18 protein-coding genes are annotated in these 15,969 nt (G+C 60.1%); 11 read left to right on the forward strand and 7 right to left on the reverse strand.

Annotation, left to right across the window (positions count from 1 at the left end):
- Positions 1–224: 224 nt before the first annotated feature.
- Entirely contained in the window at positions 225–707 is a 483-nt protein-coding gene (locus tag AC07N4_RS17905) for an acyl-CoA thioesterase (RefSeq protein WP_003229693.1), read from the forward strand.
- A 43-nt stretch (positions 708–750) separates the two neighbouring features.
- On the opposite strand, the gene pdxY is transcribed toward AC07N4_RS17905, so the two are convergent.
- Entirely contained in the window at positions 751–1,623 is an 873-nt protein-coding gene (gene pdxY, locus AC07N4_RS17910) for a pyridoxal kinase PdxY (RefSeq protein ID WP_493065587.1), read from the reverse strand.
- 117 nt (positions 1,624–1,740) lie between these two features.
- Here pdxY and AC07N4_RS17915 point away from each other — a divergent pair, with 117 nt between their 5' ends.
- Positions 1,741–2,154 carry a DUF3301 domain-containing protein gene (locus tag AC07N4_RS17915; RefSeq protein ID WP_096817106.1) on the forward strand — a complete coding sequence of 138 codons (414 nt, stop codon included), beginning with the start codon at positions 1,741–1,743 and terminating at the stop codon, positions 2,152–2,154.
- Position 2,155: 1 nt separating this feature from the next.
- On the opposite strand, the gene AC07N4_RS17920 is transcribed toward AC07N4_RS17915, so the two are convergent.
- Positions 2,156–3,127, reverse strand: a complete 972-nt coding sequence (locus tag AC07N4_RS17920) for a CobW family GTP-binding protein (RefSeq protein ID WP_493065586.1) — start codon at positions 3,125–3,127, stop codon at positions 2,156–2,158.
- Positions 3,128–3,152: 25 nt separating this feature from the next.
- Here AC07N4_RS17920 and AC07N4_RS17925 point away from each other — a divergent pair, with 25 nt between their 5' ends.
- Complete coding sequence (locus tag AC07N4_RS17925; RefSeq protein WP_102620641.1) at positions 3,153–3,509, forward strand: NADH:ubiquinone oxidoreductase; 357 nt, start codon at positions 3,153–3,155, stop codon at positions 3,507–3,509.
- A 4-nt stretch (positions 3,510–3,513) separates the two neighbouring features.
- On the opposite strand, the gene AC07N4_RS17930 is transcribed toward AC07N4_RS17925, so the two are convergent.
- Together AC07N4_RS17930 and zigA are read right to left on the reverse strand one after the other, a co-directional pair.
- Positions 3,514–4,164 carry a DUF1826 domain-containing protein gene (locus tag AC07N4_RS17930; protein ID WP_273541204.1) on the reverse strand — a complete coding sequence of 217 codons (651 nt, stop codon included), beginning with the start codon at positions 4,162–4,164 and terminating at the stop codon, positions 3,514–3,516.
- Positions 4,164–5,369 (reverse strand): zinc metallochaperone GTPase ZigA, encoded by a 1,206-nt coding sequence (gene zigA, locus AC07N4_RS17935; RefSeq protein WP_096817098.1) that lies wholly within the window; start codon positions 5,367–5,369, stop codon positions 4,164–4,166. The genes AC07N4_RS17930 and zigA overlap by 1 nt, the downstream gene beginning before the upstream one ends.
- Before the next feature lie 224 nt (positions 5,370–5,593).
- Here zigA and AC07N4_RS17940 point away from each other — a divergent pair, with 224 nt between their 5' ends.
- Complete coding sequence (locus tag AC07N4_RS17940) at positions 5,594–5,968, forward strand: glutamine synthetase (protein WP_096817097.1); 375 nt, start codon at positions 5,594–5,596, stop codon at positions 5,966–5,968.
- Here AC07N4_RS17940 and AC07N4_RS17945 read toward each other — a convergent pair.
- On the reverse strand, positions 5,965–7,164 hold the full coding sequence (locus tag AC07N4_RS17945; protein ID WP_493065585.1) for an N-acetylmuramoyl-L-alanine amidase: 1,200 nt from the start codon (positions 7,162–7,164) through the stop codon (positions 5,965–5,967). The two genes, AC07N4_RS17940 and AC07N4_RS17945, sit on opposite strands and share 4 nt — an antisense overlap.
- 84 nt (positions 7,165–7,248) lie before the next feature.
- Between AC07N4_RS17945 and folE2 the strand changes: the two genes are divergently transcribed.
- The 6 genes from folE2 to AC07N4_RS17975 are packed head-to-tail and all read left to right on the forward strand — an operon-like array spanning position 7,249 to position 12,461.
- Positions 7,249–8,145, forward strand: a complete 897-nt coding sequence (gene folE2 / locus AC07N4_RS17950; protein WP_102620637.1) for a GTP cyclohydrolase FolE2 — start codon at positions 7,249–7,251, stop codon at positions 8,143–8,145.
- A complete protein-coding gene (locus AC07N4_RS17955; protein ID WP_493065584.1) occupies positions 8,142–8,810 on the forward strand; it encodes a metal ABC transporter ATP-binding protein in 669 nt (222 codons plus the stop codon). The genes folE2 and AC07N4_RS17955 overlap by 4 nt, the downstream gene beginning before the upstream one ends.
- Positions 8,810–9,676 (forward strand): metal ABC transporter permease, encoded by an 867-nt coding sequence (locus AC07N4_RS17960; RefSeq protein WP_096817091.1) that lies wholly within the window; start codon positions 8,810–8,812, stop codon positions 9,674–9,676. Before AC07N4_RS17955 ends, AC07N4_RS17960 begins: the two co-directional genes overlap by 1 nt.
- 11 nt (positions 9,677–9,687) lie before the next feature.
- A complete protein-coding gene (locus AC07N4_RS17965) occupies positions 9,688–10,563 on the forward strand; it encodes a metal ABC transporter substrate-binding protein (RefSeq protein WP_102620634.1) in 876 nt (291 codons plus the stop codon).
- Positions 10,560–11,120, forward strand: a complete 561-nt coding sequence (locus AC07N4_RS17970) for a gamma carbonic anhydrase family protein (protein ID WP_096817088.1) — start codon at positions 10,560–10,562, stop codon at positions 11,118–11,120. Before AC07N4_RS17965 ends, AC07N4_RS17970 begins: the two co-directional genes overlap by 4 nt.
- A 3-nt stretch (positions 11,121–11,123) precedes the next feature.
- Complete coding sequence (locus AC07N4_RS17975) at positions 11,124–12,461, forward strand: dihydroorotase (protein ID WP_102620633.1); 1,338 nt, start codon at positions 11,124–11,126, stop codon at positions 12,459–12,461.
- 40 nt (positions 12,462–12,501) lie between these two features.
- Here AC07N4_RS17975 and AC07N4_RS17980 read toward each other — a convergent pair whose 3' ends face one another.
- Positions 12,502–13,020 carry a DUF3617 domain-containing protein gene (locus AC07N4_RS17980; protein WP_493065583.1) on the reverse strand — a complete coding sequence of 173 codons (519 nt, stop codon included), beginning with the start codon at positions 13,018–13,020 and terminating at the stop codon, positions 12,502–12,504.
- Between the two features lie 146 nt (positions 13,021–13,166).
- On the opposite strand from AC07N4_RS17980, the gene cls reads away from it, so the two are divergent.
- Entirely contained in the window at positions 13,167–14,606 is a 1,440-nt protein-coding gene (gene cls, locus AC07N4_RS17985) for a cardiolipin synthase (protein WP_493065582.1), read from the forward strand.
- 1 nt (position 14,607) lies between these two features.
- Here cls and cfaB read toward each other — a convergent pair whose 3' ends face one another.
- The gene (cfaB, locus tag AC07N4_RS17990) at positions 14,608–15,795 is read right to left on the reverse strand and encodes a C17 cyclopropane fatty acid synthase CfaB (protein ID WP_096817081.1); all 1,188 of its coding nucleotides are present in this window, start codon (positions 15,793–15,795) and stop codon (positions 14,608–14,610) included.
- Positions 15,796–15,969: the final 174 nt, after the last annotated feature.

Below are 15,969 nucleotides of genomic sequence, written 5' to 3' on the forward strand. Positions count from 1 at the left end.
TGAGTAAAAATCCGCTTTAGGTGTAGGAATCGCCCTTGGGGTGGGCTTTTGCAGGGTAACACCGCGACTTCCGGCTGAAAGGCGGTGCAATATATGGAAACAGATCGATCCGGGCGTGACGGCGGCCAGTTGCCCGGCGTCCCGATAACGGTGGTTTTGAAAAGCGACCAGGCACCCGCAGAGGTGCTTCTTCCAGCAACCCTGCCTTGACCCGTGAGAACGTTATGGAACCCGGAAACGCCCAGCTGTCGATGACGGTACTGATGACCCCCGACATGGCCAACTTCTCTGGCAATGTCCACGGCGGCACCCTGCTCAAATACCTCGACGAAGTGGCCTACGCCTGCGCGAGCCGCTACGCCGGCCGCTACGTGGTGACCCTGTCGGTGGATCAGGTGATTTTCCGCGAGCCGATCCATGTCGGCGAACTGGTGACCTTCCTGGCGTCGGTCAACTACACCGGCAACACCTCGATGGAAGTCGGCATCAAAGTGGTGACCGAGAACATTCGCGAGCGCTCGGTGCGCCACACCAACAGCTGCTTCTTCACCATGGTTGCGGTGGACGATCAGCGCAAACCGGCCGCCGTACCGCCGCTGCAACCGCAGAACAGCGAAGACAAACGTCGCTACATGCAAGCCCAGCAGCGCCGGCAGATTCGCCAGGAGCTGGAAAAGCGCTATCAGGAAATCAAGGGCGACGCCTGAGTGACAGAGCGCTCGCGGGCCATGCCTGCGAGCGCTGCAATGATCAGAGGCTGATCGCTGTCGCCTCGAACTTCACCCGCGGATGAGCGATCCGGTCCTGCGCCCGCACCAGTTGCAGTTCATAGCTGGCGCAGGCCTGGGTTTCCAGCAGCACTTCATGCACCGCCGCTGCGGTGAATTCAAACGCCGCCACCAGACTGTCGCCGAGCAGCACCCGCGCCAGGAACAGGCCGGACGTCAGATCGCCCACACCGACCGGCTGACGTGGGAACGCCAGAAGCGGACGACGCAGGTGCCAACTGCCCTCGGCCGTCACCAGCAGCATCTCGAAGCCATCCGCCGGTTTCCCCGGGTAATCCAGATGCTTGACCAGCACCGCTTTCGGCCCGCGCGCCAGCAGCGCGCGCGCCATCGCCAGGCAATCGAACAGCGACTGCGGCTTGCGCCCGGAGAAGCTATCCAGCTCCAGCTGGTTCGGGCACATGAAGTCAGCCACCGCTGCGGCTTCGTCGAGCAGGAAGTCGCTGACTTCGGCCGGTACGCTGCAACCTTTCTCCGGATGACCCATCACCGGGTCGCACAGGTACAGGGCTTTCGGATTGACCGCTTTGATCCGCTCGATGCCACTGAGAATCGCCCGGCCCTGCGCCGCACTGCCGAGATAACCGGACAGCACCGCGTCGCAATTGCCCAATTCACCGATGGCGGCGATACCTTCAACCAGTTCCGGGATCCGCTGCGGTGCCAGCACTTCCCCGGCCCACTGGCCGTATTGGGTGTGGTTGGAAAACTGCACGGTGTTGAGCAGCCAGACATTGACCCCGACCCGCTGCATCGGAAAAACCGCAGCGCTGTTGCCGGCGTGGCCGAACACCACATGGGACTGGATGGCGAGCAGATGAGGTGTACGTTTCATTCGGGTTTTTCCGTAAAACGATTGAAATTCAAGCCGCGCAGTATGCGACGAAACGCAGCCTGTACGACAGACCGGCGACGCAGTTAAGCTGATGCCAACTTTTGGAGTTTCTTGTTGATGCTGACCCTGGAAAACATTTTCGTGCTGATGCTGTTCGCCGTTGCCGGCGCGTGGCTGTGGCACAACCACGGCCTGCGTGAGCGGGCGCTGGAACGGGTCAAGCAGCATTGCGTGAATGTCGGCGTCGAACTGCTCGACGGCAACGTGGCGCTGAAGAAGATCGGTTTCATCAAGGATGCCAGTGGCCGTCGACGTCTGGCCCGGGTCTACAACTTCGAATTCACCGTAACCGGCGAAACCCGTCACAACGGCACCATCACCCAGTTCGGCCCCCACAGCGCTCAGATCGAACTGGCGCCCTACCCGGCACCGTTCGACGACACCCCACCGGTGGTGGAAGTGGCCAAGCCGACCGCGCAAGTGATCGAGCTGAGCCAGTGGCGCCAGGAACACACCAAGTGGAAGCCTTGAGTCAGGCCGCTTGAATCCGACAGCCGGCCAATCCTGCCTGCAACTCGTCGATCGCCTGCGGCTGGTCGAAAATCAGCTCGATCCGTGAATCCTTGCGCCACTCGCTGGGCTGCCAGTCCAGTTGGGTGTTATCCAGCGCATTGGCTGACCGCCAGCCGTCCTGGCTGTGGATAACCAGCTTCGCCCGGCGCCAGTGCAGGGATTCCAGCCACTGAGTGATGCGAATCACGTCAAACGTCTGGCTTGGGTGCCAGCGCCAGCCGATGCTCCAACCGCCCTCCTGCGCCTGACTCAGGCAAATCGGCAAAACCGGATCGCTCCAGACGGCCGGCATCTGCCCCAGCCCCTTGGGCACGATCAACTTATCCACACCGGCTTGCGCTTGAGCCGCCACTCCTGGCAATTCGCTCAGGGGTAACGTCGCCTGCTGCGTCCAGATCAGCCTGACGGACGGCAACTGGCGGGCGATCAGCTCACGCTCGGATTCATCGAGGTTTTCTGCCTTGTTCAACACCAGCAGGCCGGCATTCGGGATCGCCTCCTGTTGAGCCGGCGGCAGTGTCTTGCCCGCCGCCAGTGCCTGGGCGTCCAGCACCAGAACGCAGGGCTGAACGGCGAGAACGCCTTGCCATGGCGTCTCACTCAGTTGTTGCAGCAACTGCGCCGGATGCCCCAGACCGGAGGGCTCGATGAACAGGCGATCCGGCTGAGACTTGCGCAATAAACGGCCCAGCCCGATCTGAAACGGCGCACCGTTCACGCAACACAAACAGCCCCCGGCCACTTCGCCCAGTGCGATACCATCGGCGTCCCGGGTCAACAGCGCAGCGTCGAGGCCGATCTGGCCGAACTCGTTGATCAGTACCGCCCAGCGCTCACCGGCCGGTCGCTGCGCCATGAGCTGGCGGATCAGGCTGGTCTTGCCGGCGCCCAAGGGGCCTGCGATGACGTGGGTGGGAATGTTCTGCAACATGATCAAGGTTTTCTGGAGGTCGGGAATGCGGTGGATGGGATGGTCGTTGCTGTTGGCGTTGGTGTCGGGCGAAGCGCTGGCCCAAGCCTGTGTGGTGCACAGCCAGGCGGAACGCCTCGACGTGAAGGTCTGCCAGCAGAACCGCAACATCCCGGAGAAACTGTTCAATGACGGCTTCTGCAAACCCACTCTGGCGGGGCAGACAGTCGACGTGCAGTACGTCGATCAGTGCCCAACCGGGGCTTTTGGCGTGTGCAGCAACGCGCAAGTCGCCAATATGCCTTATCGCCAGGATATCCACTATTACGGCGTGCCCACCGATGCGGCCTATTTGAAGCCGTACTGCGAAAGCCAGAGCCAGGGCAACTGGCTCAAGCCTTGAGGCATCAGCCCAGCCAGTCGAGGGTCAGCATCAGACGCCGTTCACCCGAAGCCGGTTGCGGAGAACGATGGATCAGGCCGAAACCTTCGTTGCCGTGCCACTTTTCTCCTTTGAGCAGCGCCACTTCGCCGCTGACCAGTTGCTGAATCCGCGATTTTTCCTGCGGTTCGGCGAGTGGTTTTCCCAGTTGCCGGCGATCCATTTCCCCTTCCTTCAGCCACTCGCTGCCAATACCGGCGTAGGTGGTAATCAGCCGGACAGGCACATGATCAACGTGAAAACGCGGGCACATCGCCTTGTCCAGCACACGCAAGCGCAGGCCGATCCGCCGTGCCCCGAGCAGGCAGGCGAAGGCGCCGACCAGCCATTTCAGGTCGGCGATAAAACCTTCGTAGCCTTCCAGATCACGGAATCCACTGGCCAGTCCCGTCAGGTCCGGTTCGGTGTCTTCGTCGTGTAATTCGAGGCTCAGCGCTTCGGCGTAGGGCTCATCCAATGAAAGCAACAATCTCGCGAAATCGGCGACATGCAGCGGAAGCTGCCGCTGCCAGACGGCAAGGTTGATTTCATCTTCCAGGATGCTCGCCAGCGCTTGTGGGGTCGGGCCGAGGACTTGCTGACGCGTTCTGTTTTGCAACGGTTTGAGGGCAAGCATCACGCGGCCTCGTCATGCCAGGGGCCGAACGGATCGGCCAGTAATCGCCATCCTTCAACACCAAGCGCCATCTCGGCATCGGTGAGCAGGCAGTCATCCAGGGCTGACTTGAGTTGTGCGAAATCGATGTTCTGGCCGATAAACACCAGCTCCTGACGACAGTCTCCTACGCTGGCGGTCCAGTTCTCCATGATCGCAGCGGTGCTTTCCTGATCCTGTGGCCACTGATTCTTCGGCACGAAACGCCACCAGCGCCCGGCGAAACCGTGGCGCATCAAACCGCCCGCCTGGGACCAGCTGCCGGCATCCGTGGGTTTGCTCGCGAGCCAGAAGAAACCTTTGGAGCGCAGCAGCTTGCCGTTCAGCCAAGGCCGATCGATGAAGTCGAAAAAACGCTGAGGATGAAAGGGTCGACGCGCGCGGTAAGCCGTGGACGCGATGCCGTACTCCTCGGTTTCCGGCACATGTTCGCCACGCAATTCCTGTAGCCAGCCCGGGGCGGTTGCGGCCCTGTCGAAGTCGAAGCGGTGGGTGTTGAGGATCTTCTCAAGCGGCACTTCGCCCATCACCATCGGGATGATTTCGGCGTTAGCGTTGAGCCGCTTGAGGATCGCCATCAGCTCTTCCCGTTCGCTGCTGCTGATCAGATCGATCTTGCTGATCAACAGAACGTCGGCGAACTCGATCTGTTCGATCAACAGATCGGTGATCGAACGCTCATCTTCTTCTCCAAGAATTTCGCCACGGGAGGCCAGGCTTTCGGCGGCCTGGAAATCAGGCAGGAAATTCAGGCCGTCGACTACAGTGACCATGGTGTCGAGGCGAGCGATGTCCGCGAGGCTTTGGCCCTGCTCGTCGCGGAAGGTGAAGGTCTCGGCAATCGGCAGTGGCTCGGAAATGCCGGTGGATTCGATCAGCAGATAATCGAATCGACCTTCCCGGGCCAGTTTGGCGACCTCCTCCAGAAGGTCTTCGCGTAACGTACAGCAGATACAGCCGTTGCTCATTTCCACGAGTTTTTCTTCTGCGCGGTTCAGGTCGACATCACGCTGAACTTCGCTGCCATCAATGTTGATTTCGCTCATATCATTGACGATCACCGCCACACGAAGATCGTCTCTGTTACGTAGTACGTAATTCAAAAGTGTACTTTTTCCGGCGCCGAGAAAGCCAGATAAAACGGTCACGGGAAGCGGGGAAGACATGGGGTAAACCTCATCAAACGGTAGCTAAACGCAGGAAACGCTCTCGGCGGCAGGCGTTCTTGGGCTTCGACGAGACCGTCAGAGAAGCAGACGCTTGAAAACAGGAGCCACGGAAAGCCCGATTGAATTTATGTTATAGTATAACAATATTAAAGATCCACTTTCTTCTTGCCGGAAATGACAAAGGGCTGGAAGCTGGAAACACTTCGCCCTTGAGCCGCCTCATGAAAACTGCGCTGAAATGCTCACTCCTCGGTCTCGCCTTGCTGGCCTTCGACGTATGGGCACAAGTCCCAGGGCTCGCTACCTGCACGCGCAGCGCTAACCTGCTGGCGTGTGTCGATGCCAATGGCAATGCCTATAGCGTCAACACCGCCGGCAAGACGATTTATTTGCGGGGTTTCGAGAAGATTGGCCAACGTTACTGGGCGCAAACCAACAGCATTTACGGGCAACTGACGTTCTTCACCGGGATCGCTTCCGACGGCGAAGCCTGGGTCGGCTACAACCGCCGGGTAGGCTGGACGACGATCAACCGCTTCTCCAGCTCCGGCGGAAGCACCGGGAAGTTCACCTGCAGCCGACTCACGGGCTGTTAGACACGCGCTTGTTGCCGCTCCTGCTGCCAGGCGATGTAGCTGTCAGCCGGTGGGTTTTTCTGGAAATAGCGCTGCAACCCTTCAAACAATCCATCAGCCACCGCTTGCTGATGGCGTGCCGTGACCAGCCGCTGACTGTCCCGCGCGTTGGAAATGAACCCGGTTTCCACCAGAATCGACGGCACATCGGGTGACTTCAGCACCGCAAATCCTGCTTGTTCCACACGCTTTTGATGCAGCGTGGTGATGCCCGCCAGACTCCCCAGCACCGTGCTGCCTAACTGCAAACTGGCGGCGATCGTGGCGTTCATCGACATATCGAGGATGACCCCGGCGAGCATCGGGTCCTTGTCCTTCAGATTCAGCAGGCTGGTTGCACCGAGCAGATCCGCGCCGTTTTCCCGCTGTGCCATGAAGCGCGCAGTGGCCGACGTCGCGCCACCTTCAGACAAGCAATACACAGATGCGCCGGAAGCGGTCAGGCGCGGTGCGGCATCCGCGTGCACCGAAATGAACATGTCGGCCTTGTGCTGACGGGCAATATCAACGCGCTTGCGTAGCGGCACAAAGAAGTCGTCGTTGCGTACAAGCTTCACATCGAAGCCTTTTTCCCGCTTCAAGCGACGCGCGAGCAGCTGTGAAATCGAGAGCACAACGTCTTTCTCACGCTCACCTTTTGCACCGACTGCACCAGGGTCTTTACCGCCATGACCAGGGTCGACCACGACAATAATGTCTCGTTTTGGATGATTGGTTTTCCCGGGTGTTTCACGTGGAACGCTCGGCGCTGCCACTTTTGAATCGCTCAAAAGATCCAGAACCAGGCGATGCCCCTGCCCATCCTGAGGCGCCAGCAGGAAGGTATTGATCTGAACTGGGCGACTCAAATCCAGAACGATACGGGTATCACCCTTTCCAAAATGCCCTGAGCGGATGCTGCGAATAACCGTTTCGCTGAGCGCCAATTGACTGAAATCGCCACTCAAACTGGCACCACTCAAATCGATGATCAGACGATCCGGTGCACTCAGTGTGAACGTCTTGTAGCTCACTGGCCCGCTCAAATCGAAGACCAACCGAAGCTTGTCATCCGAACGCCAGAGGCGTGCATTGCGAATTTGTGTGGCGCTGACACTGAAAGGAAAAGCCAAAGCAGCGCTGGCCAACATCAGGTTAAGCAAATGGCGTCTGTGCATATGAAAGCCCGTTCATGAAAAAGGCATCGTGATTTGAATTGTTATAATGTAACATCAAATTCAATCAACACGATGGTACTGAACATGAATGCGCTGACGCTGCCGGATATCGCCGCGCAAGCCGCCCGCCAAGCTTTGCCGCTTGATTGGGTGGGAATGCGTGGCATCGCTCTACCTGTCTTTATCGAAGGCCAACGCCTGGCAGCAAAAGCCGATGCCGGTGTCAGCCTCGATGACGGCGAAGCCCGTGGCATTCACATGTCACGGTTGTATCTGGCGCTCGAAAGGCTGGAACAACAGAACCTCAATCCCGCACTTCTGCACCAGGTTTTGCAGCGTTTTCTCGACAGCCATGAAGGCCTGGCCAACAGCGCCTATTTGAATATCCATACGGATTTGCTGCTCAGAAGGCCCGCATTGGTCAGCCCATTGGCAGGATGGAAAACCTATCCGGTGACCATTGCAGCCACTCTGAAAAACACAGTGTTCCACGTGGAACTGAAAATCGAGGTGGCTTACTCCTCGACTTGCCCCTGCTCAGCCGCTCTGGCGAGGCAATTGATCCAGCAGCAATTCGTCGACGATTTCGCCAACAAGCCGTTGCAACATGCCGAGGTTCTGGCCTGGCTGGGCTCGACTCAGGGGATCGTCGCAACGCCCCACAGCCAACGCAGCACCGCGCAACTGCATCTGCACCTGGATGAATTCGTCGATGGTTTGCCACTGACCTCGACCATCAACGATGCCGAAGCGGCCCTCGGCACCGCCGTGCAAACCGCCGTAAAGCGCGCCGACGAACAAGCCTTCGCCCTCGCCAATGGCCAGAACCTGATGTTCTGCGAAGACGCCGCGCGCCGCCTGAATCTGGCGCTGCGTCGCTCACCCGGCATCCGCGAATTCCACCTATGCGTGATCCACGCCGAAAGCCTCCACGCCCACGACGCGGTCGCAGAAAGTCACTGGCGCCGGGAGACCGCATGATTCGTTTCCAGTCCTTGAGTTGGGGATCACCCGGCCAACCCCTCACTCCGCCGCTGAGCCTTCAATTGGAACGCGGCAGCCTGACCGCCATCATCGGTGTCAACGGCAGCGGTAAAAGCAGCCTGCTGAAAGTCATCGCCGGACTGCAGAGACCTTTGGCCGGCGCCGTTGCATTAGGCGTCCCTCGCCAAAGCGGCTTGTCATTCCTCCCCCAACAGCAGCACCTGGATCGACAATTCCCGATCAGTCTTCAGGAATTGGTAGCCGCCGGTTTCTGGGGGCGTCGACTGTCAACGCAATTGCGAGCACAACGCCTCACCCAGGCACTTGAAGATTGGCACTTGAGTGGCCTTGAACAGCGCCCGTTGATGGCCCTCTCCGGCGGTGAACTGCAACGCGCCCTGCTCGCTCGACTGAGTCTCGCCGACACGCCTTTGCTGCTGCTCGACGAACCCCATGCCGCTCTCGATGAACTGGGTCAGGCATTGCTCTGGCAACACCTGCATACCTGGCATGCGCAAGGCCGGACACTGGTCATGGTGGGGCACGACCTCGCCGCCGTCCGCCAACACATTCCACAAACGCTGCTGATCAAAAACAGCGGCTGCGTGTTCGGTCCCAGTGTCGAACTGATCCAGCAAACACCCAACGTGCAGGTGGCCTGATGCACGCCGCCGCGCATTTCTGGCAACCGTTCCTTGAGTTCGTGTTCATGCGCCGAGCACTGCTCGGCGGTTTGCTGCTGGCGTGCAGCACTGCGCCATTGGGCGTGTTCCTGATCCTGCGGCGCATGAGCCTGATCGGCGACGCCGTCGCTCACGGCATCCTTCCCGGTGCCGCGCTCGGCTTCTGGTTTGCCGGCCTGAGTCTTCCCGCGCTGACCCTCGGCGGCCTCGGCGCCGGTCTGAGCATGGCCGGACTCGCCGCATGGATCACTCGCCGTACCGGCCTGCGCGAAGACGCCAGCCTCGCGGCCATCTACCCGATCTCCCTGGCCAGCGGCGTATTGATTCTGGGCATCGCCGGCAAACGGCTCGACCTGTTGCACTTGCTGTTCGGCTCGGCACTGGCGGTCGACGGACCGACCCTCAACGGCATGTTGGGCGTTTCGCTGCTGAGTCTGATTGCCATGGTGCTGATCTATCGCCCGCTCCTGCTCGACACTCTCGATCCACTGTTCCTGCGCACCGTCAGCCGACTCGGCCCGATCGCCCACGGCGTGTTCCTGACTCTGGTGGTGCTCAACCTGGTCATCGGTTTTCAGGCCATCGGCGCCTTGATGGTGGTCGGACTGATGATGTTGCCCGCCGCCGCTTCACGCTTCTGGAGCCGGCGCCTGCCAATCCTGATCGCCATCGCCGCAGTCATCGGTTGCCTGTCGGTGTGGCTCGGTCTGTTGCTGTCGTTCTACTACTCGCTGCCCAGCGGCCCGGCCATCGTGCTGGTCGCGGGCATCGGTTACCTGTTGTCCGTCGTGCTCGGGCCGGTTCACGGCCTGCTGCGCCGCCCGCCCTTGCTCACATCCCAATGAGGTGTTTCCCGATGCGCGCTCTACTTGTGTTGTTCAGCCTGATGCTGTCGATGTCATTGTCGGCGGCGGAGAAACTGCCGGTGGTCACCAGTTTCAGCATCCTTGCCGACATGGTGCATCAGGTCGGCGGCGAGCATATCCAGATCACCAACATGGTCGGTCCCGACGCCGACGCCCACACCTACGAACCGACGCCCGACGATGCCAAGGCACTTCTGAAAGCCAAACTGATCGTGAAAAACGGACTGGGCTTCGAGCCATGGCTGGACCGACTGGTGACCAGCACCGACACCAAAGCCACCGTCATCAGTGCCAGCCACGGCGTGATCCCCCGCTCTCTGGATGAAGATGGCGAAACCGTTCCCGACCCTCACGCCTGGCACAACCTGGCCAACACCGAGCTGTATGTCGCCAACATCACCAAGGCACTGATCGCCGCCGACCCAGCGAACAAAGCCGACTACGAACGCAACAGCAAGGCCTACCTGAAACAGATCTACGCCCTCCTCGCCGAAGCCAAGGCCAAGCTCGGCTCCCTGCCGCCGGGCAACCGCAAGATCGTCACCAGCCACGACGCCTTCGGTTATCTCGGCCAAGCCTACGGGATCGACTTCATGGCGCCGCAAGGTCTGTCCACCGAGCGCGAACCTTCCGCCGCCGAAGTCGCTGCACTGATCACCCAGATCCGCCAGGCCAAGGTCAAAGCGGTGTTCATGGAAAACATCAAAGACGCCCGCCTGCTCAAACAGATTGCCGATGAAAGCGGCGCACACATCGGCGGCACGCTGTACTCCGATGCCCTCGCCGCGTCAGGTCCGGCCAGCACGTTCACCGGCCTCTTCGAATACAACCTCAACACCCTTTACGACGCCCTGAGCCAACCATGATCCGCAAAAATCCTTCCGGCGATCTGCCGCAAATTGCCGAGTCTGCCTACGTCGATAAAACCGCGATCATCTGCGGCAAAGTGGTGATCGGCGAAAACGTGTTCGTCGGCCCCTACGCCGTCATTCGCGCCGATGAAGTAGACGCTTCGGGCGAGATGGAGCCGATCACCATCGGCGCCAACTCGAACATCCAGGATGGCGTGGTGATCCACTCCAAATCCGGCGCGGCGGTGACCATCGGTGAGTTCAGCTCCATCGCCCACCGCTCGATCGTGCATGGGCCATGCAAGGTCGGCGACCGGGTGTTCATCGGCTTCAACAGCGTGCTGTTCAACTGCGTGGTCGGCAACGGTTGCGTGGTGCGGCACAACTCGGTGGTCGATGGCCGGGATCTGCCGGATGCGTTCTACGTGCCCTCCACCACCCGCATCGGCCCGAACACCGACCTTTCGCAATTCCCGCCGGTGAGCGTCAGCGCTTCGGAGTTTTCCGAAGACGTGGCGCGCACCAACGTCGATCTGGTGCGCGGCTACAAAGCCCTGCAGAACGAGTTCTGAACCATGAACAGTGTGCTGATTCGCAATGCGCGCCTGGTTGATGACGGGCATGAGTTCTACGCCGATCTGCTGGTCAGCCACGGTCGCATCGTCAAGATCGGCCGCAGCATTGAAGGCGAAAACGCCACGCTGGAAATTGACGCCAACGGCCAATGGCTGTTGCCGGGAATGATCGACGACCAGGTGCATTTCCGTGAGCCGGGCTCGCCAACCAAAGGCAGCATCTACACCGAATCCCGCGCAGCCGTGGCCGGTGGCATCACCAGTTTCATGGACATGCCCAACACCAACCCGGCCACCCTCACCCTCGAAGCGCTGGCCGACAAAAAGCGTCGAGCGGCGATCAACTCGGTGGCCAACTACGGCTTTCACTTCGGCGTCAGTCACGACAACCTGGACACCGTCGCGGCGCTCAATCCAAGTGAAGTGGCCGGGGTCAAAGTGTTCATGGGGGCGTCGACCGGCAACATGCTGGTTGATGACCCCAAAACGCTGGAACGATTGTTCGCCGAGGTGCCGACGATCCTGCTGGCCCATTGCGAACACACGCCGAGCATCGAGGCCAACGCCGTCAGGTTGCGCGAGCAGTTCGGCGAGCATCTTCCACCCGACGCCCATGCATTGATCCGCAATGCAGAGGCCTGTTATCGCTCCTCTTCGCTGGCGGTGGATCTCGCCAAACGCCATGGCACTCGCCTGCACGTGCTGCACCTGACCACCGCCCGGGAACTGCAACTGTTCGAGGACAAACCTCTGGCGCATAAACGCATCACGGCGGAGGTTTGCCTGCATCACCTGCTGTTCGATGATCGCGACTATCCGGACTTCGGCAACCAGATCAAATGCAACCCGGCGATCAAAAGCCAGGCTGATCGCGATGCCCTGCGTCTGGCCTTGTCGAGCAATCGACTGGATGTGATCGGCAGCGATCACGCTCCGCATACCTGGGCGGAGAAACAGCTGTCGTATGCCCAGGCACCATCCGGCCTGCCTCTGGTGCAACATGCGTTGCCGGCGTTGTTGGAACTGGTAGCGGATGGCGTGCTGCCGATCACCACGCTGGTAGCGAAGACCAGCCATCGGGTGGCCGACCTGTTTGCCATTCCGGATCGCGGTTATTTGAGGGAAGGTTATTGGGCGGATCTGGTATTGATTCAGCCAGAGCCCGAGGGTGTCGCGGTATCACGACAACCGATCCTGTCACAGTGCGGATGGACGCCGTTTGCTCGTCGAAGCTTTCGCCATCGGGTGAGTACGACGCTGGTGTCGGGACAGGTTGCGTGGCACGACAATCGGCTGCATGACGGGTGTCAGGGATTGCCGTTGCGGTTCATGCGCTAGAAAAAACCGCCCCCACACTGTTGTGGGGGCGGTTCGATTTTCAGGCTCTTGGTTTGACGGTGCCGCAATCCTGGCCCAACCACACGGCGCGGGTTTCCAGACTGCCCTTCTGGTTGATGCCGATGGCATTGAACGTGCCGTTGGCGATGGTGGTGAACTCACGATCGCTGACGAACGTCGCCACACCGGTGCCCGAGGCTCGCGGGCAACTGAAACGGAATTTCCATTGGTTGCCGCTGCGCTCGGTGATCTGCTGTTTGCAGCCCGACTGCGGGTCTGCCAGCGGAATATCGTTGGTCGCCACTTGCTGCGGCGTCAGGCAGGCACGGATGCCTTTGCCACCGATGTTGATCCCTTGCTTCTCCAGCGCCGCCCGCTGTTGCGGGGAGATCTGGCCCTGAATCTGGCCGAGGATCGATTGCACGTCCATGGCCTGATCATCGACCTTTACGTTGCTCGACGTCATTTCCCACAACCCCGGCTGCAGCATTTGCGCCTGAGCAACCAACGGCAAGGCCAACCCCAGACCCAGCGCCAAACCCAGCAGACGAACGTTCATTGAAAAACTCCTGATCAGTAGTGGCCGTTAGACGCCGGCCGCTTGTTTCGGTTCATGGCCTGCTTTCATGGCTAAAAAGAAAATAGCGACAACCGCAAAGGAACATGGTCTGTTAAGCATTGAATCTTCAGGAGCAAGGTTGCCCCATGGATTATTTTGGACCGCACATCTTCGGTTATCTGATCGCTCTGATACATAGTCTGGGCACGATTGCCGCCATCCATGCGGTGTTGACCGTCCGTACCGCGCAAGGCTCGATCGCCTGGGCGCTGTCGCTGATCTTCATTCCCTATCTCACCCTCATTCCCTACCTGGTGTTCGGTCGCAGCACCTTCGACGGTTATATCAAGGCCCGGCGTCAGGCCAACGAACAGATGCGTCAGGCCGTTTCCGAACTCAACTGGCGGCCGTGGGTAGAGGAAGCCCTGACCGCTCGCGCCTCGAATGCCTACGACTCACTACGGGCGATGCCGAAGCTGGGCCGCATGCCGTGCCTGGCCAACAATGAAGTGCAATTGCTGATCAACGGCACCGCCACGTTCGACGCGATTTTCCACGCAATCGACCAGGCTCGGGAAGCCGTGCTGATTCAGTTTTTCATCATTCACGACGATCGCCTCGGCCAGCGTCTGCGCGAGCTGTTGCTGAAGAAAGCCGCAGAAGGCGTCGCGATTCATCTGCTGTACGACCGCATCGGCAGCCACGCCCTGCCCCACAGTTACGTGCAGGCCCTGCGCGATGGCGGAGTCGAAGTTAAAGCGTTCGCTACCCGCAGCGGCTGGCTCAATCGCTTCCAGGTGAATTTCCGCAACCATCGCAAGATCGTCGTGGTCGACGGAATGATCGGCTTCGTTGGCGGGCATAACGTCGGCGACGAATACATGGGCGAAAAACCACCCCTGGCACCATGGCGCGACACCCACGTTCAGGTGCGCGGCCCGGTGGTCGCGTGTATGCAGGAGTCATTTGCCGAAGACTGGTTCTGGGCCGCACGTACGCTGCCGCCGCTGATCCTGCCGGACGTCTATCCGGAAGACGGCGTGCTCTGCCAACTGCTGGCCAGCGGCCCGGCGGATGCCTACGAAACCTGTTCGCTGTTCTTCGTCGAAGCCATCCATGCCGCGACTGAACGTGTGTGGATCACCAGCCCTTACTTCATCCCCGACGAAGCGGTGTTCGCCGCATTGCGCCTCGCGGTGCTGCGCGGTGTCGATGTGCGATTGCTGCTACCGTCGCGCCCCGATCACCGCATCGTTTACGCAGCATCGAGCCTTTACGCGTTCGAAGCGGTGCGCGCCGGGGTGCGGGTGTTCCGCTACGAACCGGGTTTCCTGCATCAGAAAGTGGTGTTGGTCGACAGCGAAATCAGCGCCATCGGCAGCGCCAATCTGGACAACCGTTCGTTCCGGTTGAATTTCGAAGTGATGTTGCTGACGGTCGACAGCGAATTCGCCGGCCACGTGGAACAGATGCTCAATGAAGACTTTGCCCAGGCCTACGAAATTGCCAAGGAAGAAGGCCGGGAGATCCACCGCCTGCAACAACTCGGCATGCGGATCGCCCGGCTGATTTCACCGATTCTCTAGCTCAAGGGTTATAGATGTCGTCGCGGGTCCACGGCAGTTCATGGCTGCCATCGGGGTGGGCCTTCACCGCAAGAATCTGGTGCAGATTGATCCAGCCCCGGGCAAACGCGTAGGCGCAACCGGCCAGGTACAGGCGCCAGATACGCAGGGCCTGATCCGGCACCAGTTTGCCGGCCGCTTCGAGGTTGTCCTCCAGCCGCTCGCTCCAGTGGTCCAGCGTGCGCGCGTAATGCAGACGCAGGCTTTCGACATCGACGACCTCCAGACCGGCCTCGCTGATCTCGGCCGAGATCATCGCCAGGTGTGGCAGCTCGCCATTGGGGAACACATATTTTTCGATGAAGTCCCCGGCACCGCGTCCCACCGGACGGCCATCGGTGTGCTTGGCGGTGATGCCGTGGTTCATCACCAGACCGCCCTCTTTCACCGCACCGAACAGGGTTTTGCAGTACTCGGCCAGGTTGGCGTGACCCACGTGCTCAAACATGCCGACGCTCACCACTTTGTCGAAACGCCCGTCCTGCGGCAGATCGCGGTAATCGAGCAGTTGCAGTTCGATCTGGTCTTCCAGGCCTTCGGCTTTGACGCGCTCCCGAGCCAGCGCCAGTTGTTCCTTGCTCAGGGTGATACCGAAGACTTTGGCACCGAACTCACGGGCGGCGTAACGCGCCAGACCGCCCCAACCGCAACCCACATCCAGCAAGTAGTCACCCGGTTGCAGGCGCAGCTTGCGACACAGGTGCCGGAACTTGGCCTGCTGGGCCTGCTCCAGGGTTTCGCTGCCGGTTTCGAAATAGGCGCAGGAATACGCCATGTCGCTGTCCAGCCACAGCTGATAGAACGCGTTGGACAGGTCGTAGTGATAGGAAATGGCTTTGGCGTCGGTTTCCTTGTCGTGCACGGTTCGCACCGGCTGACTGTCTTCGTCCTCGTCGAGCAACGCGTTGCTCAACTCATCGCAGACCCGGATGACCTCGCTGATCGAACCCTCGAGTTCGAGCTTGCCCTCGACGAACGCCGCCCCCAGCGCATCAAGACTTGGATGGGTAAACTGGGTCACCATCGACGGGTCCTTGACCACGATGGTAACGCTGGGCGTCGGGCCCAGATTGAATTCATGGCCGTCCCAGAGTCGCAGGCGAAGCGGAAGCTGCAGATTCTGTAAGGCCGGTGGAAGTTGCGCGAGCATGGAATATCCCCCTGGTTTCAGACGTCTGATCTGAGGGTAGACCATCCTTGAAAATTAGCAGGCTATCGATTCGATAGTCGCCACCTATCAGCCAACGTGGCTGCAACGGCACCGATCTCCGTGTTTCAGTGCGCCTTCTCTGAAGACTTCAAGACCGGCGCACAGTTCGAAAAA

Source organism: Pseudomonas sp. GW821-FHT09E04 (genome assembly GCF_059416185.1).

Bases quoted from the DNA above. Each gene is read 5' to 3' on its own strand.
- AC07N4_RS17905 (WP_003229693.1), top strand. From the start codon at position 225: ATGGAACCCGGAAACGCCCAGCTGTCGATGACGGTACTGATGACCCCC.
- pdxY (WP_493065587.1), bottom strand. From the start codon at position 1,623: ATGAAACGTACACCTCATCTGCTCGCCATCCAGTCCCATGTGGTGTTC.
- AC07N4_RS17915 (WP_096817106.1), top strand. From the start codon at position 1,741: ATGCTGACCCTGGAAAACATTTTCGTGCTGATGCTGTTCGCCGTTGCC.
- AC07N4_RS17920 (WP_493065586.1), bottom strand. From the start codon at position 3,127: ATGTTGCAGAACATTCCCACCCACGTCATCGCAGGCCCCTTGGGCGCC.
- AC07N4_RS17925 (WP_102620641.1), top strand. From the start codon at position 3,153: ATGCGGTGGATGGGATGGTCGTTGCTGTTGGCGTTGGTGTCGGGCGAA.
- AC07N4_RS17930 (WP_273541204.1), bottom strand. From the start codon at position 4,164: ATGCTTGCCCTCAAACCGTTGCAAAACAGAACGCGTCAGCAAGTCCTC.
- zigA (WP_096817098.1), bottom strand. From the start codon at position 5,369: ATGTCTTCCCCGCTTCCCGTGACCGTTTTATCTGGCTTTCTCGGCGCC.
- AC07N4_RS17940 (WP_096817097.1), top strand. From the start codon at position 5,594: ATGAAAACTGCGCTGAAATGCTCACTCCTCGGTCTCGCCTTGCTGGCC.
- AC07N4_RS17945 (WP_493065585.1), bottom strand. From the start codon at position 7,164: ATGCACAGACGCCATTTGCTTAACCTGATGTTGGCCAGCGCTGCTTTG.
- folE2 (WP_102620637.1), top strand. From the start codon at position 7,249: ATGAATGCGCTGACGCTGCCGGATATCGCCGCGCAAGCCGCCCGCCAA.
- AC07N4_RS17955 (WP_493065584.1), top strand. From the start codon at position 8,142: ATGATTCGTTTCCAGTCCTTGAGTTGGGGATCACCCGGCCAACCCCTC.
- AC07N4_RS17960 (WP_096817091.1), top strand. From the start codon at position 8,810: ATGCACGCCGCCGCGCATTTCTGGCAACCGTTCCTTGAGTTCGTGTTC.
- AC07N4_RS17965 (WP_102620634.1), top strand. From the start codon at position 9,688: ATGCGCGCTCTACTTGTGTTGTTCAGCCTGATGCTGTCGATGTCATTG.
- AC07N4_RS17970 (WP_096817088.1), top strand. From the start codon at position 10,560: ATGATCCGCAAAAATCCTTCCGGCGATCTGCCGCAAATTGCCGAGTCT.
- AC07N4_RS17975 (WP_102620633.1), top strand. From the start codon at position 11,124: ATGAACAGTGTGCTGATTCGCAATGCGCGCCTGGTTGATGACGGGCAT.
- AC07N4_RS17980 (WP_493065583.1), bottom strand. From the start codon at position 13,020: ATGAACGTTCGTCTGCTGGGTTTGGCGCTGGGTCTGGGGTTGGCCTTG.
- cls (WP_493065582.1), top strand. From the start codon at position 13,167: ATGGATTATTTTGGACCGCACATCTTCGGTTATCTGATCGCTCTGATA.
- cfaB (WP_096817081.1), bottom strand. From the start codon at position 15,795: ATGCTCGCGCAACTTCCACCGGCCTTACAGAATCTGCAGCTTCCGCTT.